Annotated in this window: 24 protein-coding genes, 1 other RNA gene and 1 pseudogene; 11 read left to right on the top strand and 15 right to left on the bottom strand. The window is 51.1% G+C overall.

All coding sequences use genetic code 11. The features are described 5' to 3' along the window. The first annotated feature begins 219 nt into the window (after window positions 1-219). The 9 genes from yqjA (at window position 220) to LY264_RS03035 (ending at window position 5,220) form a co-directional block, all read left to right on the top strand. A complete protein-coding gene (gene yqjA, locus LY264_RS03075; protein ID WP_003828561.1) occupies window positions 220-882 on the top strand; it encodes a DedA family general envelope maintenance protein YqjA in 663 nt (220 codons plus the stop codon). An 18-nt stretch (window positions 883-900) separates the two neighbouring features. Further along, window positions 901-1,269, top strand: a complete 369-nt coding sequence (gene mzrA / locus LY264_RS03070) for an EnvZ/OmpR regulon moderator MzrA (RefSeq protein WP_162623447.1) — start codon at window positions 901-903, stop codon at window positions 1,267-1,269. Window positions 1,270-1,417: 148 nt separating this feature from the next. Further along, complete coding sequence (locus tag LY264_RS03065) at window positions 1,418-1,786, top strand: DUF1090 domain-containing protein (protein ID WP_032941739.1); 369 nt, start codon at window positions 1,418-1,420, stop codon at window positions 1,784-1,786. 33 nt (window positions 1,787-1,819) lie between these two features. Further along, complete coding sequence (locus LY264_RS03060; RefSeq protein ID WP_003024832.1) at window positions 1,820-2,125, top strand: ElaB/YgaM/YqjD family protein; 306 nt, start codon at window positions 1,820-1,822, stop codon at window positions 2,123-2,125. 2 nt (window positions 2,126-2,127) lie between these two features. Continuing rightward, window positions 2,128-2,523 carry a phage holin family protein gene (locus tag LY264_RS03055; RefSeq protein WP_003828567.1) on the top strand — a complete coding sequence of 132 codons (396 nt, stop codon included), beginning with the start codon at window positions 2,128-2,130 and terminating at the stop codon, window positions 2,521-2,523. Continuing rightward, complete coding sequence (locus LY264_RS03050; protein WP_003828569.1) at window positions 2,523-2,822, top strand: YqjK-like family protein; 300 nt, start codon at window positions 2,523-2,525, stop codon at window positions 2,820-2,822. Before LY264_RS03055 ends, LY264_RS03050 begins: the two co-directional genes overlap by 1 nt. Window positions 2,823-2,995: 173 nt before the next feature. Further along, window positions 2,996-3,388 (top strand): DoxX family protein, encoded by a 393-nt coding sequence (locus LY264_RS03045; RefSeq protein WP_003024847.1) that lies wholly within the window; start codon window positions 2,996-2,998, stop codon window positions 3,386-3,388. Window positions 3,389-3,460: 72 nt separating this feature from the next. After that, window positions 3,461-4,447: a glutathionyl-hydroquinone reductase YqjG gene (yqjG, locus tag LY264_RS03040; protein WP_048215485.1), complete on the top strand. Its 987-nt coding sequence runs from the start codon at window positions 3,461-3,463 to the stop codon at window positions 4,445-4,447. Window positions 4,448-4,854: 407 nt separating this feature from the next. After that, entirely contained in the window at window positions 4,855-5,220 is a 366-nt protein-coding gene (locus LY264_RS03035) for a DUF805 domain-containing protein (protein ID WP_008785879.1), read from the top strand. Between the two features lie 108 nt (window positions 5,221-5,328). Here the strand turns inward: LY264_RS03035 and yhaJ are convergent, their stop codons facing one another. Next, entirely contained in the window at window positions 5,329-6,225 is an 897-nt protein-coding gene (yhaJ, locus tag LY264_RS03030; protein ID WP_003024855.1) for a DNA-binding transcriptional regulator YhaJ, read from the bottom strand. A gap of 104 nt (window positions 6,226-6,329) precedes the next feature. Here yhaJ and LY264_RS03025 point away from each other — a divergent pair, with 104 nt between their 5' ends. After that, window positions 6,330-7,031 (top strand): pirin family protein, encoded by a 702-nt coding sequence (locus LY264_RS03025; protein ID WP_048225671.1) that lies wholly within the window; start codon window positions 6,330-6,332, stop codon window positions 7,029-7,031. Between the two features lie 26 nt (window positions 7,032-7,057). Continuing rightward, a complete protein-coding gene (locus LY264_RS03020; protein WP_003828578.1) occupies window positions 7,058-7,207 on the top strand; it encodes a hypothetical protein in 150 nt (49 codons plus the stop codon). A gap of 54 nt (window positions 7,208-7,261) precedes the next feature. On the opposite strand, the gene LY264_RS03015 is transcribed toward LY264_RS03020, so the two are convergent. The 14 genes and pseudogenes from LY264_RS03015 to garL form a co-directional block, all read right to left on the bottom strand. Further along, window positions 7,262-8,572 (bottom strand): L-cysteine desulfidase family protein, encoded by a 1,311-nt coding sequence (locus LY264_RS03015; RefSeq protein WP_048225673.1) that lies wholly within the window; start codon window positions 8,570-8,572, stop codon window positions 7,262-7,264. A gap of 24 nt (window positions 8,573-8,596) precedes the next feature. Continuing rightward, window positions 8,597-9,928 (bottom strand): SLC5/6 family protein, encoded by a 1,332-nt coding sequence (locus LY264_RS03010; protein ID WP_020996346.1) that lies wholly within the window; start codon window positions 9,926-9,928, stop codon window positions 8,597-8,599. A 575-nt stretch (window positions 9,929-10,503) separates the two neighbouring features. Continuing rightward, window positions 10,504-11,868, bottom strand: a complete 1,365-nt coding sequence (gene tdcG / locus LY264_RS03005; RefSeq protein WP_048225675.1) for an L-serine ammonia-lyase — start codon at window positions 11,866-11,868, stop codon at window positions 10,504-10,506. 87 nt (window positions 11,869-11,955) lie between these two features. Then, the gene (locus tag LY264_RS03000; RefSeq protein WP_003024870.1) at window positions 11,956-12,351 is read right to left on the bottom strand and encodes an enamine/imine deaminase; all 396 of its coding nucleotides are present in this window, start codon (window positions 12,349-12,351) and stop codon (window positions 11,956-11,958) included. Window positions 12,352-12,364: 13 nt separating this feature from the next. Further along, window positions 12,365-14,659, bottom strand: a complete 2,295-nt coding sequence (gene pflB, locus LY264_RS02995; protein ID WP_043017750.1) for a formate C-acetyltransferase — start codon at window positions 14,657-14,659, stop codon at window positions 12,365-12,367. Between the two features lie 28 nt (window positions 14,660-14,687). Then, window positions 14,688-15,896, bottom strand: coding sequence for a propionate kinase (gene tdcD / locus LY264_RS02990; RefSeq protein ID WP_048225677.1), 1,209 nt, complete (start codon window positions 15,894-15,896; stop codon window positions 14,688-14,690). Window positions 15,897-15,927: 31 nt separating this feature from the next. Next, window positions 15,928-17,259, bottom strand: coding sequence for a threonine/serine transporter TdcC (gene tdcC, locus LY264_RS02985; RefSeq protein ID WP_008785886.1), 1,332 nt, complete (start codon window positions 17,257-17,259; stop codon window positions 15,928-15,930). Window positions 17,260-17,281: 22 nt separating this feature from the next. Continuing rightward, window positions 17,282-18,271: a bifunctional threonine ammonia-lyase/L-serine ammonia-lyase TdcB gene (gene tdcB / locus LY264_RS02980; RefSeq protein ID WP_003828594.1), complete on the bottom strand. Its 990-nt coding sequence runs from the start codon at window positions 18,269-18,271 to the stop codon at window positions 17,282-17,284. A 98-nt stretch (window positions 18,272-18,369) separates the two neighbouring features. Next, complete coding sequence (gene tdcA, locus LY264_RS02975; protein ID WP_003828596.1) at window positions 18,370-19,308, bottom strand: transcriptional regulator TdcA; 939 nt, start codon at window positions 19,306-19,308, stop codon at window positions 18,370-18,372. A gap of 613 nt (window positions 19,309-19,921) precedes the next feature. Then, window positions 19,922-20,119, bottom strand: a pseudogene (locus tag LY264_RS25955) (hypothetical protein); the annotation flags it as partial. 268 nt (window positions 20,120-20,387) lie between these two features. Continuing rightward, window positions 20,388-20,764, bottom strand: an RNA gene (gene rnpB, locus LY264_RS02970) — RNase P RNA component class A. A 32-nt stretch (window positions 20,765-20,796) separates the two neighbouring features. Further along, entirely contained in the window at window positions 20,797-21,942 is a 1,146-nt protein-coding gene (garK, locus tag LY264_RS02965; protein ID WP_032934186.1) for a glycerate 2-kinase, read from the bottom strand. 65 nt (window positions 21,943-22,007) lie between these two features. Next, the gene (garR, locus tag LY264_RS02960) at window positions 22,008-22,898 is read right to left on the bottom strand and encodes a 2-hydroxy-3-oxopropionate reductase (protein ID WP_003828600.1); all 891 of its coding nucleotides are present in this window, start codon (window positions 22,896-22,898) and stop codon (window positions 22,008-22,010) included. Between the two features lie 30 nt (window positions 22,899-22,928). Further along, the gene (gene garL / locus LY264_RS02955) at window positions 22,929-23,699 is read right to left on the bottom strand and encodes a 2-dehydro-3-deoxyglucarate aldolase (RefSeq protein WP_008785889.1); all 771 of its coding nucleotides are present in this window, start codon (window positions 23,697-23,699) and stop codon (window positions 22,929-22,931) included. Window positions 23,700-23,707: the final 8 nt, after the last annotated feature.

Here is a 23,707-nt window from a genome sequence, read left to right as displayed (position 1 = left end):
ACCGTAATTTCTATAACGGACTACGTTGACCTTTGTTACAATTAGATGCTGTTTGAATTTTTGTGTTTAAGAGCTTGCTAACTTCACAACTTTACAGGGAATAGTTCAGGCCGTGAATTTGTATCAAACCGCGAGTCATGTAAAAAATATTAATAAAATCGTGGTGTTACAAAACCCAGAAAACCGGCATGACGACAACCGATTCTCCAGGAATATTGAATGGAACTACTGACTCAATTACTAAATGCTTTATGGGCTCAGGATTTTGAAACGCTGGCCAATCCTTCCATGATTGGCATGCTCTATTTTGTACTCTTTACCATTTTGTTTCTGGAAAACGGACTGCTGCCAGCAGCCTTTTTACCTGGCGACAGTTTGCTGGTACTGGTCGGCGTACTTATTGCCAAAGGCGCAATGGGTTTTCCGCAAACGGTGCTATTACTCACCACCGCAGCCAGCCTCGGTTGCTGGCTCAGCTATATACAAGGTCGATGGTTGGGCAATACCCGCACAGTGCAAAACTGGTTATCTCATCTTCCTGCACATTACCATCAGCGTGCGCATCATCTGTTCCATAAGCATGGCTTGTCTGCGCTGCTGGTCGGTCGCTTTATCGCGTTTGTCAGAACATTACTGCCGACCATCGCAGGATTGTCCGGCCTGAACAATGCGCGCTTTCAGTTCTTCAACTGGATGAGCGGACTGCTTTGGGTCCTTATTCTCACATCGTTGGGCTATCTGCTTGGCAAAACACCGGTGTTTCTCAAATATGAAGATCAACTGATGTCTTGCCTGATGCTGCTTCCTGTGGTGTTACTGGTGTTTGGTCTGGCAGGTTCACTGGTTGTTCTTTGGAAAAAGAAATACGGGAACCGAGGGTAAATTATGCTGAAATCATGCATAACGCTCCGACGACTTGCCTGGTCCACCACTTTTATGTTGTTCATCGGCGCGTTGCTCCTGACCTGGTCGGTCATTCGCCAGCAGGAGTCAACGCTTGCCATTCGTGCCGTAAACCAGGGAGCCAGCATGCCTGATGGCTTCTCTATCTGGCATCACCTGGATGCCAACGGCATTCGTTTTAAAAGCATCACTCCGCAAAATGACGCCCTGCTGATTACCTTTGATTCCAGTGCGCAGAGCGCAGCGGCAAAGGTCGTACTGGATCGAACGTTACCGCACGGTTTCGTTATCGCTCAGCAGGATGATAATAATCAGGCGGTTCAGTGGTTATCCCGCTTACGTGAGACCCCACACCGTTTTGGTTAATTTCCAGGAATCTGAATTAGATCACTCACTTTGGTGATTTCACCGTTTAGCGCCTATGATTAATAAACTGGGTTTATGACCCAACGCTTTATTATTCTGGAGCATCGACCCTAAACGAAGAGGTCGAATCACAATGGAAGGTTCAAGAATGAAATACCGCATCGCTTTGGCAATTAGCCTTTTCGCTCTCAGTGCCGGCAGCTACGCCACCACCCTCTGTCAGGAAAAAGAACAAGACATTCAGCGGGAGATTAGCTATGCCGAAAAACACAACAATCAGAGCCGTATCAATGGGCTGAACAAAGCGCTGAGCGAAGTCAGAGCAAACTGTACTGACAGCAAACTGCGCGCTAACCATCAGAAAAAGATCGCCGAGCAGAAAAATGAGATTGCCGAGCGTCAACGTGACTTAGCCGAAGCTAAGCAAAAAGGCGATGCGGATAAGGTAGCAAAGCGTGAACACAAGCTTGCTGAAGCTCAGCAAGAGCTAAAAGAACTCGAGACCCGCGATTACTAAGTACGGTAACTAGCCACTCAACTGGAGAAAACTATGTCGAAAGATAATGCTACGGAAAACCTGCGCGCTGAGCTGAAATCTCTTGCGGATACGCTTGAAGAAGTACTTAGCTCCTCTGGCGATAAGTCGAAGGAAGAGATGAGTAAAATTCGCAGCAAAGCCGAACATGCGCTGCGCGAGAGCCGCCATCGTCTGAGTGAAACCAGCGATGTAATTGCCAAACAGACCCGTGAAGCCGCGGCTAAAGCCGATAACTACGTGCGCGAAAACCCATGGACAGGCGTCGGCATTGGCGCTGCAGTCGGTGTGGTGCTTGGTGTACTGCTGTCGCGCCGTTAACAATGGCTGATTCTCAACACGCACAAGGTCCAGGCAAAGGCGTACTGGGTATTGGACAGCGGATCCTGACGATTCTCGTTGAGATCGTAGAAACACGGCTGCGGCTGGCCGTCGTTGAGCTGGAAGAGGAAAAAGCCAATCTCATCCAGATCCTGCTGATGCTTGGGCTGACTATGCTGTTCGCGGCGTTTGGCCTGATGAGCCTGATGGTGCTTATCATCTGGGCCATTGACCCTCAATACCGCCTGAACGCCATGATTGCCACCACCGTTGTGCTGTTGCTGTTAGCGCTGATTGGCGGGATATGGACGCTGCGTAAAGCACGTAAAACAACGCTGCTACGCCATACACGCCAGGAACTCGCTAATGACAGGCAAGCCCTGGAGGATGATGCATAATGAGCAGCAAAGTCGAACGTCAAAAGCGTAAGGCGCAACTGCTTGGACAGATCCAGCAGCAACGGCTGGATCTGTCTGCTACTCGCCGCGACTGGCTGGAAGCCACCGAGGTCTACGATCGTGGCTGGAAGACGCTACTGAACCTGCGTGGCTGGGTGTTGGTCGGGAGCAGTATTATGGCGGTTCGCACCATCCGCAACCCGAATCTGCTGGTACGCTGGGCTAAGCGCGGCTTTAGCGTCTGGAGTATCTGGCGTCTGGTGAAATCGACCATCAGACAGCAGCAACTGCGCGGCTAATCCTTTCCTTACCCCCAACCTCAAAATTTTTGAAAAATACTGACAGTTTTCCTTGCTAACAATTCTCATTAAGCACGTTTATGATTCTCTCCATCGACAGCAACGACGCGCTCTGCAGCGTCGATGCACAAAAAAACACAATAAGCCGCCTGAGTGGTTTCCTGGAGAGTATGATGAAGAAATTAGAAGATGTTGGTGTACTGGTAGCGCGCATTCTGATGCCAATCCTGTTTATTACCGCAGGTTGGGGAAAAATCACCGGATATGCGGGTACCCAACAGTACATGGAAGCCATGGGCGTCCCAGGATTTATGCTGCCGCTGGTGATTCTGCTTGAGTTTGGCGGCGGTCTGGCAATTCTGTTCGGTTTCCTGACCCGTACAACCGCGCTGTTCACCGCAGGCTTCACATTGCTGACGGCGTTCCTCTTCCACAGCAACTTTGCGGAAGGTGTGAACTCTCTGATGTTCATGAAAAACCTGACCATCGCAGGCGGTTTCCTGCTGCTGGCTATCACCGGTCCAGGCGCATTTAGTATTGACCGCGTGCTGAATAAAAAGTGGTAATCAAACTATACTGAACACATCAAAAAGCGAGGAGATATCTCCTCGTTTTTGCTATCTGAGGAGGCGAAAATCATGGGACAACTGATTGACGGCGTCTGGCATGACACCTGGTACGATACCAAATCAACCGGTGGAAAATTTCAACGTTCTGCATCGGCTTTCCGTAACTGGCTCACCGCGGATGGCGCGCCTGGCCCGACCGGTGAAGGTGGCTTTGCTGCCGAAAAAGACCGCTATCATCTGTACGTTTCTCTGGCCTGTCCGTGGGCGCATCGCACGCTGATTTTGCGCAAACTCAAAGGGCTGGAACCGTTTATTTCCGTTTCTGTTGTGCATCCGCTGATGCTGGAAAACGGCTGGACCTTTGACGATAACTTCCCGGCGGCAACTGGCGATACCCTGTATCAGCACGAATTTCTTTATCAGCTCTATTTACACGCCGATCCGCACTACAGCGGTCGGGTCACCGTTCCGGTGCTGTGGGATAAAAAGAACCACACTATTGTCAGCAACGAATCTGCAGAAATCATCCGCATGTTTAACACCGCGTTTGATGCGCTGGGCGCGAAAGCCGGAGATTACTATCCCCCTGCCCTGCAAAGTAAAATCGACGAGCTGAACGGCTGGATTTATGACAACGTTAATAATGGCGTGTATAAAGCCGGATTTGCCACCAGTCAGGAAGCCTACGACGACGCCGTGGATAACGTCTTTCAATCTCTGGCACGACTGGAGCAGATCCTTGGGCAACATCGCTACCTGACCGGCAACCAGTTAACAGAAGCAGATATTCGCCTGTGGACCACACTGGTACGCTTTGATCCCGTGTATGTCACCCACTTCAAGTGCGACAAACACCGGATTAGCGACTATCTGAACCTGTACGGTTTCCTGCGTGATATCTACCAGATGCCGGGTATTGCGGAAACCGTCAATTTCGATCATATCCGCAATCACTACTTCCGTAGCCACAAAACCATTAACCCGACCGGCATTATTTCTGTTGGGCCGTGGCAGGACCTCAACGAACCTCATGGGCGTGACGAGCGTTTCGCATGATATACACGGGTCCACTTTGGGGTTAGGCCGATTAGTTAAGCATGTATGGCGAACATGTGATTTTTGCTCAGGGTTCCGTTCACCTCAGCTGTGTCATTTCTCTGAAACGCCGTTACCCGTGAACGTGTAAAGGGCGTGGCGGAGAACGCCCTTTACACGTTCACATGAACCAATGCTTAAGAGAAGCGATGAACATAAGGTGAACGGAACCCTTTCTCTGAGAGCGCATATTCATTACTCCCGCCAACACAGGTTGATACTTTCTGAAACTGAGGCGTTCACTGATAAGTATTACCCATCAGAGGACCAAATAATTAACACCGCAAATATTTACCATCATTCCATTCACAGCTATTCTTAATTTGATTACTTTAAAAACAAGTAATTGAATGCAGAACGAGGCAAAAATGGATTGGTATTTAAACGTATTAAAGAATTACTTTGGTTTTGGTGGCCGCGCGCGTCGTAAAGAATACTGGATGTTTGTGCTGGTCAACATCATCTTCACATTCGTGCTGGGTATTCTGGACAGAATGTTTGGCTGGGAGCGCGCCGGTGGAGAAGGCATATTAACGACGATTTACGGGGTTCTGGTCTTTATTCCGTGGTGGGCGGTACAGTTCCGGCGTTTACATGACACCGATCGTTCAGCCTGGTGGCTACTGGTGCTGCTGATCCCGATCGTTGGCTGGCTGGTGATCATCATTTTCAACTGTCAAAACGGTACTCAGGGGAGTAACCGCTTCGGGCCCGATCCCAAACAGTTATCCTGACGTAGCATATGTAGATGCCTGATGGCGCTGCGCTTATCAGGCCTACAACATACTCCGTCTTCCATGCCGGATAAGGTGCTTCGCACCGCATCCGGCGTAACAGTCAGGCTATTTACCCGCAAACAGCTTGGGGATTTCCCGCAGACACCAGGATTTCGCCTCGCCCATGCTGTCACGACGCCAGGCCATAATAATATCTATCTCGCTTGTCGATTCCGGACTAACGACCCGCAGCCGACCAGCCGCAATATCCTCTTCCACCAGCGGGTACGGCATCGTCGCCACGCCAAGTCCTGCCAACAGCGCCTGACGTTTATCTTCTATCGTACTCACCGTCAGACGCGGCTGCTTATCCAGCAGTTGAACCGTCAGCACCGGACGTTCACGGGCGGTATCCGCCACCGCGATCCCACGGTATTTAACGCGGGTGACTTCCGATAACGGTTCCGGCTCCTGATGGATGGGATGATCCGGGGCCGCTACATAGACGTTCATCAGCGAGTACAGCTTGCGCGAGTTGATTTCTGAGGATGAGCGAAAATGCATATCCGGCGCAATCACGATATCCGCCCGCCCCTGCTCAAGACGCTCCCACGCCCCGGCCAGAACTTCGGTAATAACGGAAAGCTGGGTATTGGCCTTCCCGGCAAGCCTGTCGATCAGCGGGAAAAACGCCGCCGTCGGCACCAGCGCTTCGGTAACGATAGTCAGATGCGTTTCCCAACCGCGAGCCAATGCTTCGGCATCGGTAGTCAGTTTATCCGCAGCTTCCAGCAGTACGCGCCCGCGCTCCAGCAACATACGCCCAACGTTAGTAAATTTTGTGCGGTGGCCTGAACGGTCAAACAGCACCACGTCCAGCTCTTCCTCCAGCTTCTGCATGGTATAGCTAAGTGCGGAAGGAACGCGTCCCAGTTCGTCTGCCGCAGCAGCAAAACTACCGCGTCTGTCTATTGCGTCCATGACGCGTAACGCTTCAAGCGTTAAAGCCCTTTCTTTGGCCATTTCGTTCTCATTCAGGAAATTTGAACATACCGGGCAGAATATCTGGCTAACAATGCAGCGTCTAGCCATTTAACATAAAAGGAAGTAAAGAGAGGTCAAGAACTATGATTACTACCCGTACAGCCAAACAATGCGGGCAAGCAGACTACGGCTGGCTGCAGGCCCGTTATACCTTCTCCTTTGGACACTATTTTGATCCTAAACTGCTGGGTTATGCCTCGCTGCGTGTTCTGAACCAGGAAGTCCTGGCACCGGGGGCCTCTTTCCAGCCACGGACCTATCCGAAAGTGGATATCGTTAATCTGATCCTCGAAGGGGAAGCAGAATACCGCGACAGCGAAGGCAACCATGTTAAGGCCAAAGCAGGTGAAGTTTTACTGCTCGCGACACAGCCCGGGATTAGCTATAGCGAACACAATATCAGCAAAGACAAACCGTTAACCCGGATGCAGCTCTGGCTGGACGCCTGCCCGCAGCGTGAAAATGCCTGCGTACAGAAGGCCACGCTGGGTACCGGTAAGCATCAACTGCTGGCCTCGCCGGACGGTGAACAAGGCAGCCTGCATCTGCGCCAACAGGTATGGGTGCACCACGTTGAGCTGCAGCAAGGTGAATCGCTGAGTTTTCAGTTACATGGGCCACGTGCTTATTTACAGTCGATTCACGGCAGGTTCCATGCGGTGACGTCTGGCGCAGAAAAAGAAGCGCTCACCTGTGGCGATGGGGCATTTATTCGTGACGAAACTAACATAACGTTAGTCGCCGATACCCCGCTGCGCGCTTTGCTGATAGATTTGCCCGTATAGTCAGGAAAAACAATGGAGTACGACTATTGAGCAAGAAATCATCAAAAAAACGCCAGCCTCAGGTTGAGCCGAAAAAACAGGAAACAGTTACCTTCGGCTATGAAGAAATGCTGACAGAGCTGGAAGCGATTGTGGCCGATGCCGAACTACGGCTGGAAGACGAAGAAGCCGCCTGAACAGGCGGCTTAGACTTATGCCGGGTGGCAGCAACGCCTTACCCGGCCTACAGATTAATGTGCCTTACTGGCCATGATCTCAATAATCTGCTTGTCGGTTTCCTGCATTGAACGACACGCCAGCGCACACAGGTTAGCGATAGATTGTTCCACGTTATGCGCCACAATCCCTTCGTTGCCGGTTACAGCAGTATCATCCAGCGCCATCAGTACCGCTTTCCACGCCGCGGAAGCACTGGTTGAGACTTTCATCGCGCAGCTGTTTGAAGCGCCATCGCAAATCATTCCGCTCACGTCGCCAATCATGCTACTGATCGCCATCGCGATGGTGTTGTAGCGACCATCTACGATCCATGCCATCCCCGCAGCTGCCCCCATCGCCGCCGTGGTTGCTGCACACAGTGCAGACAAACGCGGAAGCTGATGATGGATGTAGATAGCGCTCAGATGAGACAACATTAGCGCACGTGCCAGTTTCTCCTCATCCGCGCCAAAGTGCTCGGCCACCACCATCACCGGAACAGTCGCGGTAATGCCCTGATTACCGGAGCCGGAGTTGCTCATGGCCGGCAGCGTCGCCCCGCCCATTCGCGCATCCGACGCCGCACTGGTACGGATCAGAATAGAGGTGGAGAGATCGTTCGCCAGCAGGCCACGCGCACACTGCTTCTTAAGCGTGGTTCCGATGTGCAAACCCCAGTTACCGCGCAGCCCTTCCTGAGACAGCGCACCGTTCAGTTTTGCCGCATCTAGAATGAAGCGGATTGACTCAAACGGTACCGCATTCACGAACGCCAGAATCTCTTCCAGCGAGGTGTGAGACAGTACCGCCAGCGGCGACTCCTGTTCCTCTTCCTGAGCATTCTGTTCTGTGGTGAACACTACGCCCTTATTGGTCTCGATGTGCACAATGTTGGTATGACCGCCCACAATCGTCACGCACGCCCATCCTTCAGCGCTGTAAACCTTCGCGCGGGAAAAGAGGATGTCCTCGCAAGGCTCCTGCAGCATCACCGCAACCTTGCCAGCGCTCAGCATCGCTTTCGCATCGGCGATCGCTTGTGGCGACGCATCTTTCAGTACCTCTAAACCGGCACGGGCATTTCCCCCCAGCGCACCCAGCGCCGCCGCGACAGGTAACCCGACCATTCCGGTACCCGGCACGGTAACGCCCATGCCGTTTTTCATCAGGTTCGGTGAGACCCACGCATCAATGCGTTCAACCGCGCCGTCCAGCTCAGAGGAGGCGACCGCTGCCGCCAGAGCCAGAGAGATAGGTTCCGTACAGCCCAACGCAGGCTTAACTTCTTCCTGCACTGCGCAGATAAAACTATCCCATAATGGATTCAATGTAGTCTCAAACATAACAACAACCTTTGCTCAGATATCTCAGGAAAATGCCAGGAACGGAGAAACGCACAGCAGCAGGCCCGTGAAAATAATCAGATACAGGGAAGCGCCTTTGTATTTGTGCAGTGCAGGAACTTTGTAGACCAGCCAGGCCGGGATCAGACAACCCACCATGCCGAAGATAGGGCTACAAATAGAGGTGAAGCTCAGTACCGGCGCGTTGAGCACAATTGCGCTCCAGGCCAGCAGGATGGCAAAAATCATAATGCCGCGCTGAACAAAGGTTTCGTTGATTTTCTCAGCCGGCATATAGCGGCGCAGAATGTTCATCACGATCCCTTGAGTCGCTTCACGGAAACCTAAGTAGACACCGAAGAAAGCGGTCATAACGGCGAAAATGTTCAGAATAACGCTGACGATTTTCACCCAGCCAGCACCCGCACCATTGATAAATTGCGCGGCAATAGCCAGAGCGGAAATGTTCTGCTCATAAGCTTTAACCGCTTCGTCGTGGCCCATCGCCAACGTGAAGGAAACAGCGTAGAAAAAGACGGTAACAAACAGAATACCGAACGCGATGTTCATGGCACGCAGGGCTTTATGGCGCGCCACTTCGATGGATTTGTTGCGTGAACGGTATGAGATAACCATCGGGCTTAAGGTCTGAATAAACAGAATCGAGGTCAGCGTAAACGGCAGAGTGATGATCGCATTTTTGATCAGCAGCGCCATCGGCGGCAGTGAACCTGCGTTATGCAGATGCCACATCCCTACCATCGACACGCCAAGCGCTGCCACAACCAGCAGCTTGGTCATTACCATGCCGGTGGAGATTTTAAACAGCATTTGTTCCCCGCGTGACGAGATAGCCACCAGGATGCAAATCAGTACCAGGCCATAGAACGGGCTGTCGGACAGTAAACCTTCCGTCACACCAAACGTGTGCAGATAGGAGGCGCTGTCATTGGTGATGGCGGTGGAATAAACGAACATCCAGATAACCAGCATCACAAAATACAACGCACCTAACAGGATGCCCCAGTTCTTACCCAGATAGCCGCTGATCACGCTCGGGTAGTCTTTACACTCTGGGGACTCAGCCAGCGTGTTGATAAACAGGCGCTGGAACAGGTACATGGCTGGGTAGCCGATGATAGAGGAGAGCAAGAACACCCACAGCCCCATCAATCCTACCTGGACAGGAAGAAAAACAATCCCCGCGCCAATTGCCATACCGATACTCATAATGACCCAGCCGGTGTCCGTGCTGTCGAATTTAATGGCTTCACGCCATTCGCTTTCGGTCATTCCCGCCCGACGTGCCGGAGCAGATGCGTCGAGTATTACGCTACTATTCGTTGCCGTTTCCATAATTTCCCGCTCAATGTGTAGGTAGAGGTTTTTATATTTTTTTCGTACTGCATCAATGCGATACGCAGTACTTAGGTGCAGGTGAGCTATTGGAGTAATGAAGAAATCATACGCGCAGGATCAGAGAAAAACTTCACAAACAAACCCCTTTAATTTCTAAAAGTTAAGAAATATTTTCTCTTTTATATGAACATATGGGATTTAAATTCTATTTTTGAAGCAGATCACAACAAATAATGTGCACAAAAGTGCTAATGCTGATCAGTTAACACCTCACCTTCTGCGTTTTTTGTTAAAACAGCAAACCAGATTTAACTGGAAGTCAGAGCGTTGAAGCGATGACCCAGGTCCGGCTGAAAATCGATGAGGCGTTGACGGCTGACCGGGACTGCCCGCAGGGATGCGGGCAGAGGGGACGGCCTACATGGATGCAGGCTCGGCCCCGACCCGACAGGCAGACGGAATAAGAAGAATAGCTCGCGCAGCGACGATTTTCCCGCCGGGAGCCTGGGATGCAAGGGAGCGGCGGCGCTTACGCCTTATCCGGCCTACAAACCCAGGCATGGCTTTTAACTTCAGGTACAGACCACTTTAATCGCCAGACCACCGCGTGACGTTTCGCGGTATTTGTCGTTCATATCTTTGCCCGTTTCATACATGGTCTCGATCACTTTATCGAGCGAAACGCGTGGCTCAGATGTGCGACGTAGCGCCATGCGTGCGGAGTTGACGGCTTTTACCGCGTTGATCGCATTACGTTCAATACACGGTATTTGCACCTGTCCAGCAACCGGATCGCAGGTCAGCCCCAGGTTATGCTCCATGGCGATTTCAGCCGCAATACAAACCTGCGACGGGCTACCGCCGAGCAACTCGGTCAGCCCGGCTGCCGCCATTGAACAGGCTACGCCAATTTCACCCTGGCAGCCGACTTCGGCACCAGAAATAGAGGCGTTCATTTTATACAGCGCCCCTATCGCCCCCGCGGCCAGCAAGTAGCGGGCAATGGAGTTTGCATTCACCGGACGGCGGAACTTGTCGTAATAGGCCAATACGGCAGGGATAATTCCACATGCGCCGTTGGTCGGTGCCGTCACAACCCGGCATCCGGCGGCGTTTTCTTCGCTCACGGCCAGCGCGAACATGTTGATCCAGTCGATAACGTTCATCGGGTCGCTGGACAGATTATCGCTGGAAACCAGTAACCGACGTAATGCTACGGCGCGACGCGGTACGTTAAGCGGGCCAGGCAGGACGCCTTCGGTGTTCATGCCGCGCTCAATCCCGGCGTGCATGACATCCCAGATGGCGGCAAAGCCAGCATCGATTTCTTCTTTGCTGCGCATCGCCAGTTCGTTCTGCATCATCAGACCGGAAACGGACAGCCCGTTACGCTCACACAGTTTCAGTAGTTCGCTGGCGGAATGAAAATTGTAGGGCACGTGTGCTTCAACATCATGCGCCTGACCAAATTGCTCCTCTTCAACGATAAAACCACCGCCGACGGAGTAATAGGTTTTGCTTAATAGCGTCTCGGTGCCGTTCCATGCGGTGATACGCATGCCATTTTCATGGCGCGGCAGCGTTTCGCTATGAAAAAGAATATTTTTATCTGGAGTGAAATCGACAATATGCGTGCCCTCTGCAACCGGTAAACGTCCGGTACGGGCCACTTCCTGAATAAAGCCAGCGATTGAATCTATATTAACGTTTTGCGGACTGTTACCGGCCAGTCCCATTATGATGGCGACGTCTGTCGCATGACCTTTTCCGGTCAGGGAGAGCGATCCGTAAAGATCGACCACAATATGCGTAGCCTTGGGGAGTTCCCCACAGCTGACCAACAGATCGATAAAGCTTTTACCTGCGTTCATTGGCCCCACGGTATGGGAGCTGGAAGGTCCAATGCCAATCTTAAAAATATCGAATGCGCTAATCATATCCACACCCTCGGATTGCCGTTCAGTGAAGACCAGGTTTCACACTCATTAAGGATCGGGGCGATCCTGAGATCGCCCCGCAAGGGATTACAGCGTGTCGCCACGTACGGCGATGGCTTCAATCTCCAGCTTCACATCCTTTGGTAAGCGGGCGACCTGTACGCAGCTGCGCGTAGGGTAAATTGCCTTATGCTCATCAAAGAACTGCTGGTACACCTGATTAATGGTGGCGAAGTCGTTCAGGTCAGAAACGAAAACGGTCGTCTTCACGATATCGCTCACTTTCAAACCTGCGGACTCGACGATCGCTTTCACGTTTTCCAGGCTTTGACGCGCCTGATCGGACACGTTTTCAGCCACTTCACCGGTCTGTGGACACACCGGGATTTGACCTGACGTCAACACCATGCTGCCCAGATCCACACCCTGTACGTAAGGCCCAATCGCCCCTGGCGCACATTCGGTTGCAATTACTTTTCTCATAGTCCCTCCGGCGTCAGAGCGCCTGGGTGAAAGTACGTGAAATAACATCCTGCTGCTGTTCGCGGGTCAGCGCGTTGAAGCGCACCGCATAACCAGACACGCGGATCGTCAGGTTCGGATAGTTTTCCGGGTGCTCAATGGCATCCATCAACATTTCACGGTTCATAACGTTAACGTTCAGATGCTGACCACCTTCCACATGTGCTTCATGGTGGAAGTAACCGTCCAGCAGACCGACCAGGTTGGTTTTACGCACTCCATCCTCTTTGCCCAGCGCTGCCGGCACAATGGAGAAGGTGTACGAGATACCGTCTTTGGCATAGGTGAACGGCAGTTTGGCAACCGAGGTTAACGACGCCACCGCACCTTTACGATCGCGGCCGTGCATCGGGTTCGCTCCTGGCGCAAACGGCGTACCTGCGCGACGTCCGTCCGGCGTATTACCGGTTTTCTGGCCGTACACCACGTTGGAGGTGATGGTCAGAATAGACTGCGTTGGCACCGCGTTACGGTAGGTTGGCAACACCTTAATTTTCTTCATAAAGCGTTCGACCAGGTCGCAGGCAATGCTGTCTACGCGCTCGTCGTTGTTACCGTATTGCGGATAGTCGCCTTCGATTTCGAAATCAACTGCCAGACCATTTTCATCACGAATCGGTTTCACGCGAGCATATTTGATAGCCGACAGAGAATCCGCCGCCACGGACAGACCCGCCATACCACAGGCCATCGTGCGATAGACATCACGATCGTGCAGCGCCATCAGCGAAGCTTCGTAGCTGTACTTGTCGTGCATGTAGTGGATGATGTTCAGCGCGCTGATGTACTGCACGGCCAGCCAGTCCATAAAGTGGTCCAGGCTCTCCATCACCGTGTCGTAGTCCAGCACGTCATCCATCAGCGGTGCCGTTTTCGGCCCGACCTGGATTTTCAGCTTCTCATCCACGCCGCCGTTGATTGCATACAGCAACGTTTTGGCGAGGTTGGCACGTGCCCCGAAGAACTGCATTTGCTTGCCAATAACCATCGGGCTGACGCAGCAGGCAATGGCATAGTCATCGCTGTCAAAGTCGGCACGCATCAGATCGTCGTTTTCATACTGCAAAGACGAGGTGATGATAGACACCTGGGCGGCGTACTTTTTGAAGGCTATCGGTAGCTGCTCAGACCACAGCACCGTCAGGTTCGGCTCAGGTGCCGGGCCCATGGTGTGCAGCGTATGCAGATAGCGGAACGAGTTTTTGGTCACCAGCGTGCGGCCATCCAGTCCCATACCGCCGATAACTTCGGTCGCCCAGATTGGGTCGCCTGAGAACAGGGTGTCGAATTCCGGCGTACGCAGGAAGCGCACCATACGGATCTTCATAATGAAGTGGTCGATCAGCTCCTGCGCCTGCTGCTCGTTTAAAATTCCCGCTTTGAAATCGCGCTCAATGTAGATGTCGAGGAACGATGCGGTACGGCCCAGCGACATAGCGCCACCGTTCTGAGATTTCACCGCAGCCAGGTAAGCAAAGTACACCCACTGCACCGCTTCCTGCGCATTACGCGCCGGACGGGAGATATCGCAGCCGTATTTCGCCGCCATTTCCTGCATTTGCAGCAGGGCGCGACGGTGTTCAGACAGCTCTTCGCGAAGACGAATCGTGGCTTCAAGATTCTGGCCCCACTCCAGGTTCGACTGGAGATCGGCAAACTGCAGTTCACGCTCACGCACCAGATAGCGGATACCGTACAGCGCGACGCGGCGATAATCACCGATGATACGACCACGACCGTAACCATCCGGCAGGCCGGTCAGCACGCCGGATTTACGGCAGCGCAGCATATCCGGAGAGTAGGCGTCGAATACGCCCTGGTTATGGGTTTTACGCAGTTCAGTAAACTGGTATTCAAAATCAGCATCCATCTCACGACCATAAGCATCAAAAGAGCTTTTGATCATGTTGATGCCGCCAAACGGATGCAGAGCACGCTTGAGCGGCTTATCCGTTTGTAGACCGACGATTTTTTCCAGTTCTTGTTCAATATAACCGGCGTCATGCGCGGTTATCGTGGTCGCAATATTGGTATCGAAATCAACCGGCGCGTGCGTCGAGTTTTCAATACGGATGCCCGCCATAACTTTTTCCCACAATGCAGTGGTCGCAGGCGTTGCTTCGGCGAGGAAAGATTCATCCCCTTCATAAGGCGTATAGTTGTGCTGAATAAAATCACGGACATTAATTTCTTCTTTCCAGTCCGTACCTTTAAAGCCATTCCAGGCTTCGGCATACAGCATATCGCTGGTATCGATATTTACCTTCATGAAAAATAATCTCTCTGCTGAAATTTAATTATGCAAATTCTACTGGTGTATTAATTTTGCCTAAGGCAATGGCATCACGCGCAATCATTTTCTCTTCATTTGTGGGAATAACCGCACAAATAACACGAGCATCTTTATTAGAGATAATTCTTTCGCCATGGGAATTTGGCAGGCTATTCATTTCGCTGTCGATATTCACCCCTAAAACGGCGAGATGTTCAATAACCAGACGACGAATTAATACCGAGTTCTCACCAATTCCGCCGGTGAAAATAATCCCATCAAGACGATGCAGCGATGCGGCATGTCCGGCGATATGGCGTGCAATACGATGCACAAACGTTTTAATCGCCAGCTGCGCACGCTCATGTCCTTCGTGCCAGGCTTTTTCTAACGTACGTAAGTCAGAGGACAAACCGGAAATACCCAGTAAACCGGACTCTTTATTCACTACGCGCTCAAGGTCGCCGAGCGTCTGGTTGGTTTCGCTGGCAATCCACGCCATGGCGCCGAAATCGACGTCTCCACTGCGTGTGCCCATCATCAGCCCTTCCAGCGGCGTCATGCCCATTGAGGTATCAACGCTCTGTCCATTACGTACCGCACAGATTGACGCGCCGTTGCCCAGGTGCGCTACAACCAGACCGGAGTCATCACTCTGCAGTTCGAGAAGCTCATGCGCCCGTTGAGAAACATAGCGGTGCGACGTGCCGTGGAAGCCATAACGACGAACGCCCAACTCCTCATAATATTTCCACGGTAAACCGTACAGATAGGCCTCAGGGGCCATCGTCTGGTGGAAGCTGGTATCAAATACCGCAACCTGCTGCACGCCTGGGAAAAGGTGCTGAGCAGATTCAATCCCGCTCAGGTTCGCATAATTATGTAGCGGTGCTAATGGCGATACCCGGCGAATATTGTCGATAACTTCGTCAGTAATAATTGCTGATTCGGTAAAGATATTTCCGCCGTGGGCAATGCGGTGGCCAATTAAGGCCACGCTGTCCATTAAATTACGTTTCTCCAGTTCAACGGCAATTGCTTTTAATGCGTCTTCGTAGCTGTGGTGAGCCAGCTTAGCTGGCTCTCCTCCATTAATTGCTATGAACGCATTTTCAGAGTTAATACCGTCTGCAATTCCCGCCATTAAAACTTCACAGTTTGCTGCATCCAGCACTGAGAATTTAATGGAAGACGAACCACAGTTAATAACCAGTACTACCGGAAACTCATTCATTTCACTACTCCGCTCATCCTGAGCTTAAGGATTAAAACAGTTTGTAGACGATGTTCAGGATGGTCAGCAGACCAATCACGGTAACAAACACGTTATCCAGACGGCCACGGTATTTCGCCAGTGATGGCGCTTTACGGATGGCATACATCGGCAGCAGGCAGAGCAGAGAGGCAATAATCGGCGCGCCCATTGCTTCAATCAGGTCCAGGATGTTCGGGTTGGCGTAAGCCACAACCCAGGTGGAGCCCATGATGAAGATCATGCTGATGGTATTAAGTTTGCCGGCAGAAACTTTCGTTTTATCGCCTTTATAACCAAACTTCAGCACCAGACCGTTCAGACCTTCCAGCGTGCCCAGATAGTGGCCGAAGAAAGATTTGAAGATAGCAACCAGTGCGATGATTGAAGCACCGTACTCCAGAACAGTTGCGAAGGTGGACTTCGTACCGGACAGTGAAGCGAAGTGGTTCGCCAGGTAAGACAGCACAGGAATGTTTTGCGCTTTCGCATCCGCCATGTTTGCCGGAGACAGCGTGAACAGGCAGCTAAAGGCGAAGAACATTACCACCGCAACCATCAGCATACTGGCGCGGGAGATGATTTTGGAACACTTCTGCTCGGTAAATTCACGACCGTAATCTTTCTCATACTCTTCACGTTTAGAGACGACGAAGGAAGAAACGATTGGCGAGAAGTTGAAAGAGAACACCATGATGGAAATACCCAGCCATACGGTAACCAGGATGCCGTCATGGCCAGTCAGGGCGATATTGCTGATATCAACCTGATCGATAACCGCAGAGTTCCAGTAAGGAATCAGTGACAGAGAGATAAGCACCAGGCTGGCAATGAACGGCCATACCAGGTAGCTCATCACTTTAACCATCAGATCTTTACCAAACCAGATGACGAATGCCATCAGCAGCAACAGGAACAACGCCACGAAGCCACGGTTCAGCGCGGGCATCTGCAGCTGGTTTTCCCAGAAGGTCATAAAGGTGTTGGTAATAGTGACGCCATAAATCCACAGCAGCGGACAAATCGCAAAGAAGTAGAGGAACGTGATAACCACGCCGCCCGTTTTACCAAAGTGCTCTTCAACCGTTTCTGTGATGTTGCCGGAAGGGTTAGAACCGGAAAGACACAGGCGTGCCAGCGCACGGTGGCAATAGAAAGCGATGGGGTATGCTAACACCAGCATGATCAGAATGGGGATCAGTCCGCCAAAACCTGCGCGGATAGGGAAGAACAGCACCCCAGCGCCGATGGCTGTACCAAATAAACCCAGTGTCCAGGTGGTGTCCGATTTGCGCCAGGACGACTGTTTTGTCTGGCTGGATACAATGCTATCAGTAGTACTCATATCCTATCCTCAACGAAGTATATTAAGCGTCAACTAAACCAGTAATTTGAGATACACGAGAAAGGTCGATATTACCGCCAGAAATAATGCTGACTGTTTTTCTGTTCTGGATATAGCTATCTAATTTCCCGCTTAATAATGCTGCGCATGCCAGCGCGCCGGCACCTTCAGTCACAACTTTATTTCGCTGAATTAATGCCACCATGCTGTTGCGAATTTCATCTTCGCTGACCAGGACAATGTCATCCACCAACTCACGAACAATTTCATACGTTAAAGTACCCGGGCGGGAAACGTCACAACCATCCGCCAGGGTGCCGGTCGTTCGGTGCGTGGTTATTTCTCCAGCGTGGAAAGAAGCCGCCATGCCGTGAACGTTTTCAGACTGTACGCCAATAATTTTAATGGTCGGGTTAATAGATTTAATTGCCACCGCAATACCAGCAATCAGTCCACCACCGCCAATTGGCACAATCACGTTATCGACATCGTACAAGTCTTCTAGAATTTCCAGACCAATAGTGCCCTGACCAGCAATAACTTTTGGGTCATCATAGGGTGGAATAAAGATGCGGCCTTCAGTTTCCACAATCTCGCTAACCTTAGCGATGGTGTCGTTGAAGTTGTCGCCGTGCAGTACAACTTCTGCGGAATAATCGCAGGTTGCCGCTACTTTAGACTTCGGTGCGCCTTTCGGCATCACCACTTTGCCGTCGATTCCGAGCATAGCGCAGGAGAGAGAAACACCTTGCGCGTGGTTACCTGCAGAGCAAGCCACCACGCCCTTACATCTTTCAGCTTCGGTTAATGAACTGAGCTTGTTAAAAGCACCACGAATTTTAAATGAACCGGTACGCTGCATGTTTTCAAACTTGAGGAAAATTTCCCCTTTGCAACGTTCACTAAAATAGTTAGAGCGAGGCATTCCCGTTTTATAAATTTTCCCCGCAAGTCTTTTTTTCGCTTCGAGGATATCTTCAATTGCAACTGGGAGATCGTATGTAATGTGCATTAGAACCTCTTACCTGGGTATTAAAGTAAATAGATAGCCGTGACCATTGTCAGATATAGACAAATGGCGTTTATTTCGTGTTAAAACAAATTCAATCTTTAATCAATTTCAATTAATTGCCTTCGTCTCCGACAATTATATGATGAATACTCTTTGGCTAATTCCACCAAAATAGATGCTGCTTTTTTAATTCGATAATTTTTCGACCACACGGCGGCATAACGCGCGACGGGTAAGGTTTCTTCTACCGGAATAGTAATAAACTGGTTTGAGCCAAACGGTGTGGTCATATCGCAGGGAATTACTGTTAAGAAATCAGCATTGAGAACAAGATTATAAATCGTAACGACAGAGTCTGTTTTAACGATGTTTTCACTGCTGATGCCATTATTCTGTAACGTGGTAAGAAGTTCGCTGTAGTACCCCATATTCGTTTGTGGCAACACCCACTGTTCGTTTTTCAACGCGCTCAGCGAGGTGATGCCGGTGCATGTTCGGGACTTGCTGGCAACCAGGATAAAGTCTGACTCAAAGAGCGGCTCAACATGCAGATCGTGCAGTTTCATCTCATCACTCAGCGTACCGATGGCGAAATCCAGACGTCCGTCACGGATTGCCGGCAAGAAGGAGGAGAGCTGAGCTTCATACATAGAAACCTGCGCCTTTGGGAACACTTCTTTGAATTTTTTAATCATGCCGGACATGATGGTGAAGGCAATCAGTGAAGGAAAGCCAAACGACACATCAACGACCGCATTGCTCGTCATGCTGTTCATCTCATCAACCATGTTTTTCATTTCACGGGTAATAGATTCAGACCATGAGAGCATCACCTGACCTGCCTGAGTCAATGTCACACCAGTATTTTTACGTACAACTAACTCAATACCGAAATAGGCCTCAACATCATTGATGATTTTACTGACAGCGGGTTGAGTTAAACCTAATTCTTTTGCAGCTGAGCCGATAGAACCGCTTCTAATGACTTCCTGAAAGACCACTAAGTGCTGTGTTTTAGGGAGTGTAATAGTATTCATATCGACCTGCGTTAATTACTTTGTTGACGGCAGGAAGTGTACCAAATTAAGCGAACAAGGATATGTGCTACCCCTCACAAATCCCCTTGACTTACATTTTGTAAGACTATCGTTGAAATTTAAATCACTTAATAATCATATAGATATGAATTATCGATCTCACTTTATCCTGATTTTAGTCAAAAAAAAGATGGGGGGATAACGATTTTTTATGGCTATAACACCCCCATTTTTTCCACTATTTTTTAAAACCATGAAAGGCTATATTTCAATCAATTACAGAACAATTATCAGGCAAGATGGCGCTTAAATTTAATAAACAACTTATCAAATTTAATTATATTTTAATGATTATGGTGATTAAATAACGTTATGCATCACATTTTTTCGCCATATTTGTTTGTAAAGAAACATTGCATTTATTAAAATTCAATCTAAAAAATACAAACAATTATCATATGCAACATTATATTAACACTGATTTTGTGCGATTTATTAGCAAGTAATTTTGTGATGGCGATCGATTGCGTTCGATTATTCTCGATAAAAACGTATCGCACAGCGTTTTGTGTTGGTCGTCACAAAATTAGAAATATCCACCGACACATTCCCCTCAGATAAAAGAAACTCGGTGCATAAATAATAGGGATATAAAAATTAGATAAGAAGGAAATAAGCGCCTGCATCCTCGAAAACCAATCTCAATGCTCGCTGTAAAACCTCTGCCGGATGGCGGTGTAAACACCTTATCCGGGCCTACAAAACCAGTCTCTCCCCCAGTAGGCCTGATAAGCGCAGCGCCATCAGGCATGGCAACCTGCCCAGAAAGCAAAAAACCCACCGAAGCGGAGTTTTATTAAAGAGTGAAGCTGACCGATAAGGCGCGTTCTTTTGAGCATAACGTCGTGGACAGTCATTCATCTGTCTTACCCAGAAAGCAAAAACCCCCGCCGAAGCGGGGTTTTATAACGAGTGAAGCTGACCGATAAGCCGCATTCTTTTGAGCATAGCGTCGTGGACAGTCATTCATCTGTCTTACCCAGAAAGCAAAAACCCCGCCGAAGCGGGGTTTTATTAAAGAGTGAAGCTGACCGATAAGCCGGGTTCTGTCGTGGACAGTCATTCATCTAGGCCAGCAATCGCTCACTGGCTCAAGCAGCCTACCCGGGTTCAGTACGGGCCGTACCTTGTGAACCCCTATTTGGCCTTGCTCCGGGTGGAGTTTACCGTGCCACGGACTGTTACCAGCCGCGCGGTGCGCTCTTACCGCACCCTTTCACCCTTACCTGATCCCACTTGCGTGGGCCATCGGCGGTTTGCTCTCTGTTGCACTGGTCGTGGGTTTCCCCCCCAGGCGTTACCTGGCACCCTGCCCTATGGAGCCCGGACTTTCCTCCCCTCCGCCCGTCTCCCCCGAAGAGGACGACGACGAAGCGGCGACTGTCTGGTCAGCTTCGGCGCGCAGTATAGAGGGTTTGCGGGGCAATGTCACCCCGCACTGCGCATTCCTATCGCTAACGTGGCAGCGATGTTTCTTGAGGCGCGATAAATATTATCAAATGCCCCACGGAAGGCCTCTTCCAGCGTGCTGATGCTGGTCAATACGCTAAACACCGCATCGATACCATATTGATGCACTACCTCCACATCGCGCGTCAGGCTGCCGCCAATACCAATAACCGGCTTGTGGTACTTCTTCGCGACATTCGCCACGCCTACCGGCACTTTGCCGTGAATGCTCTGGCTGTCGATCCGCCCTTCGCCGGTCACCACCAGCGTACAGTCGTGAATATGCTCTTCCAGATTGAGCGCCTGGGTCACAATCTCGATACCGCTACGTAGCTCGGCGCCTAAAAAAGCCATTAATGCCGCGCCCATTCCGCCTGCCGCACCGGAGCCTGGCACATCTTTCACATCGACCCGCAGAGACTTTTTAATAATGTCGGCATAATGAGACAGATTACGGTCCAGTTCGAGAATGCGTTCTTCCGTCGCCCCTTTCTGCGGGCCAAAAATGCGCGAAGCGCCAGAATCGCCGATGAGTGGATTAGTCACATCACAGGCCACGCGAATGGAACAGGTTTTTAAGCGCGGATCCAGACCCGAGATATCGATGGAGTTCAGACTCATCAGGCTTCCACCACCATAGCCAATTTCTGTCCCGTTGGCGTCGCAAAGTTTTGCCCCCAGCGCCTGCACCATACCCGCGCCACCGTCGTTGGTGGCACTGCCGCCGATGCCAATAATGATGCTCTGCGCACCGCTATCCAGCGCCTGCAAAATCAGCTCTCCGGTACCGCGTGACGTAGTGACTAAAGGGTTGCGCTTTTCAGGAGGCACCAACGCCAGACCGCTGGCTGCCGCCATTTCGATAAACGCAGTTTTACCATCTCCAGACATGCCCCAGCAGGCATTCACTTTTTCGCCCAGCGGCCCCGTTACTTGCGCTGAATGTTCACTCCCTTGCGTCGCGGCAATCATGGCTTCAACCGTTCCTTCGCCGCCATCGGCAACCGGAACAGAAACATATTGCGCATCGGGGAAAATTTCCCGAAATCCTTTTTCTATTGCCTGAGCTACCTCGGTGGCAGAAAGGCTTTCTTTATAAGAGTCTGGGGCAATTACGATTTTCATAGTTATGTAGCCTGACTGTGCCGCGCAAGGCAAGAAATACAGGGCGCACATCCGCGCCCTTCTTGTTAGCGAGTGACTTCCACTTTCGCCAGTTTTTCGTAGTAGCATGCGAGCGCACTGTGATCGGCAGTACCCAATCCATCTGCGCGTAGCGCCTGCATCATCTCCATGACTGCTGCAGTCAGCGGCAACTGAGCGCCAACGCCATGAGAGGTATCCAGCGCGTTCGCCAGGTCTTTGATATGCAGGTCAATACGGAAACCTGGTTTAAAGTTGCGATCCATCACCATCGGCGCTTTCGCATCCAGCACGGTGCTGCCTGCCAGCCCGCCACGGATCGCCTGATACACCAGATCCGGATTCACACCCGCTTTGGTCGCTAGCGTCAGCGCTTCAGACATCGCGGCAATGTTCAGCGCCACAATCACCTGATTCGCCAGCTTGGTGACGTTACCCGCGCCAATTTCACCGGTATGTACCACGGAGCCTGCCATCGCTTTCAGCAGATCGTAGTACTTGTCGAAAATCGCTTTATCGCCGCCGACCATCACCGACAACGTGCCGTCAATCGCTTTTGGCTCGCCGCCGCTGACCGGCGCATCCAACATATCCACGCCTTTCGCTTTCAGCGCGTCGCTAATTTCACGGCTGGCCAACGGTGCAATGGAGCTCATGTCGATAAGCACTGTGCCCGGTTTCGCCCCTTCAATAATGCCGCCTTCACCCAGTGCCACTTCCTTAACATGCGGAGAGTTCGGCAGCATGGTGATGATCACATCACACTGCTCAGCGATATCTTTCGCCGTGGCGGCAGTTTCAGCGCCTGCGGCAATCACTTCCGCAATAGATTCCGGGTTACGGTCAGCAACCACCAGCGAGTAACCTGCCTTGAGGAGGTTTTTACTCATTGGTTTACCCATAATACCGAGGCCAATAAAACCAACTTTCATTGTCATGTCTTTATCTCTCTCTACTGTCGATGGTGGTTATTTCTTAAAAGAATCAGCCAGTTTCTGCGTGGCTGAACGGAACACGCCAAGGTCGCTGCCAACGGCAACAAACGTCGCGCCCCACTCCAGATAACGACGCGCATCCGCCTCTACCGGGGCCAGAATGCCGCTTGGTTTGCCGTGTGCTTTCGCGCGGGCAAAAATGTGCTGGATAGCTTTCTGCACATCAGGATGTGACGCATTGCCGAGGTGACCTAGCGCCGCAGCCAGATCGCTTGGTCCAACGAAGACACCGTCAACGCCTTCTGTCGCCGCGATTGCGTCAACGTTATCAACGCCCTGCTGACTTTCGATCTGCACGATGATGGTGATGTTCTTATTCGACTGCGCAAAGTAGTCCGGTACGGTGCCAAACATATTGGCGCGATGGGATACGGACACGCCGCGAATACCTTCCGGCGGATAGCGGGTCGACGCCACAGCGTTAACCGCTTCTTCTTCCGTCTCAACGAACGGGATCAGGAAGTTGTAAAACCCGATATCCAGCAGGCGCTTGATAATCACCGGTTCGTTGGTTGGTACACGCACTACCGCCGCGCTGTCGCTGCCTTTCAGCGCCATCAATTGCGGAATAAACGTCGAGATATCATTCGGCGCATGTTCGCCATCCAGTACCAGCCAGTCAAACCCTGCCAGACCTAAAACTTCGGTACTGATTGGGCTGGCCAATGCAGACCAGCAGCCAATCTGAATTTGTTGCGCCGCGAGGGCCGCTTTAAACTTATTCGGGAAAATCGTGTTATTCATCGCCTATA

This window comes from Citrobacter portucalensis (genome assembly GCF_023374935.1).
Lineage (GTDB): Bacteria > Pseudomonadota > Gammaproteobacteria > Enterobacterales > Enterobacteriaceae > Citrobacter > Citrobacter portucalensis.
The sequence above is the reverse complement of the archived record's forward strand: the minus strand, read 5'-3'. Positions and strand labels throughout refer to the sequence as shown.

Coding starts and splice junctions, on each gene's coding strand:
- LY264_RS03045 (WP_003024847.1), top strand. CDS start 2,996: ATGAAGAAATTAGAAGATGTTGGTGTACTGGTAGCGCGCATTCTGATG.
- LY264_RS03015 (WP_048225673.1), bottom strand. CDS start 8,572: ATGTTTGAGACTACATTGAATCCATTATGGGATAGTTTTATCTGCGCA.
- yhaJ (WP_003024855.1), bottom strand. CDS start 6,225: ATGGCCAAAGAAAGGGCTTTAACGCTTGAAGCGTTACGCGTCATGGAC.
- yqjG (WP_048215485.1), top strand. CDS start 3,461: ATGGGACAACTGATTGACGGCGTCTGGCATGACACCTGGTACGATACC.
- garL (WP_008785889.1), bottom strand. CDS start 23,699: ATGAATAACACGATTTTCCCGAATAAGTTTAAAGCGGCCCTCGCGGCG.
- pflB (WP_043017750.1), bottom strand. CDS start 14,659: ATGAAGGTAAATATCGATACCAGCGATATGCTGTATGCCGAAGCCTGG.
- yqjA (WP_003828561.1), top strand. CDS start 220: ATGGAACTACTGACTCAATTACTAAATGCTTTATGGGCTCAGGATTTT.
- LY264_RS03050 (WP_003828569.1), top strand. CDS start 2,523: ATGAGCAGCAAAGTCGAACGTCAAAAGCGTAAGGCGCAACTGCTTGGA.
- tdcG (WP_048225675.1), bottom strand. CDS start 11,868: ATGATTAGCGCATTCGATATTTTTAAGATTGGCATTGGACCTTCCAGC.
- garR (WP_003828600.1), bottom strand. CDS start 22,898: ATGACAATGAAAGTTGGTTTTATTGGCCTCGGTATTATGGGTAAACCA.
- LY264_RS03065 (WP_032941739.1), top strand. CDS start 1,418: ATGAAATACCGCATCGCTTTGGCAATTAGCCTTTTCGCTCTCAGTGCC.
- tdcB (WP_003828594.1), bottom strand. CDS start 18,271: ATGCACATTACATACGATCTCCCAGTTGCAATTGAAGATATCCTCGAA.
- LY264_RS03060 (WP_003024832.1), top strand. CDS start 1,820: ATGTCGAAAGATAATGCTACGGAAAACCTGCGCGCTGAGCTGAAATCT.
- garK (WP_032934186.1), bottom strand. CDS start 21,942: ATGAAAATCGTAATTGCCCCAGACTCTTATAAAGAAAGCCTTTCTGCC.
- LY264_RS03055 (WP_003828567.1), top strand. CDS start 2,128: ATGGCTGATTCTCAACACGCACAAGGTCCAGGCAAAGGCGTACTGGGT.
- LY264_RS03010 (WP_020996346.1), bottom strand. CDS start 9,928: ATGGAAACGGCAACGAATAGTAGCGTAATACTCGACGCATCTGCTCCG.
- tdcA (WP_003828596.1), bottom strand. CDS start 19,308: ATGAATACTATTACACTCCCTAAAACACAGCACTTAGTGGTCTTTCAG.
- LY264_RS03000 (WP_003024870.1), bottom strand. CDS start 12,351: ATGAGAAAAGTAATTGCAACCGAATGTGCGCCAGGGGCGATTGGGCCT.
- tdcD (WP_048225677.1), bottom strand. CDS start 15,896: ATGAATGAGTTTCCGGTAGTACTGGTTATTAACTGTGGTTCGTCTTCC.
- LY264_RS03025 (WP_048225671.1), top strand. CDS start 6,330: ATGATTACTACCCGTACAGCCAAACAATGCGGGCAAGCAGACTACGGC.
- tdcC (WP_008785886.1), bottom strand. CDS start 17,259: ATGAGTACTACTGATAGCATTGTATCCAGCCAGACAAAACAGTCGTCC.
- LY264_RS03035 (WP_008785879.1), top strand. CDS start 4,855: ATGGATTGGTATTTAAACGTATTAAAGAATTACTTTGGTTTTGGTGGC.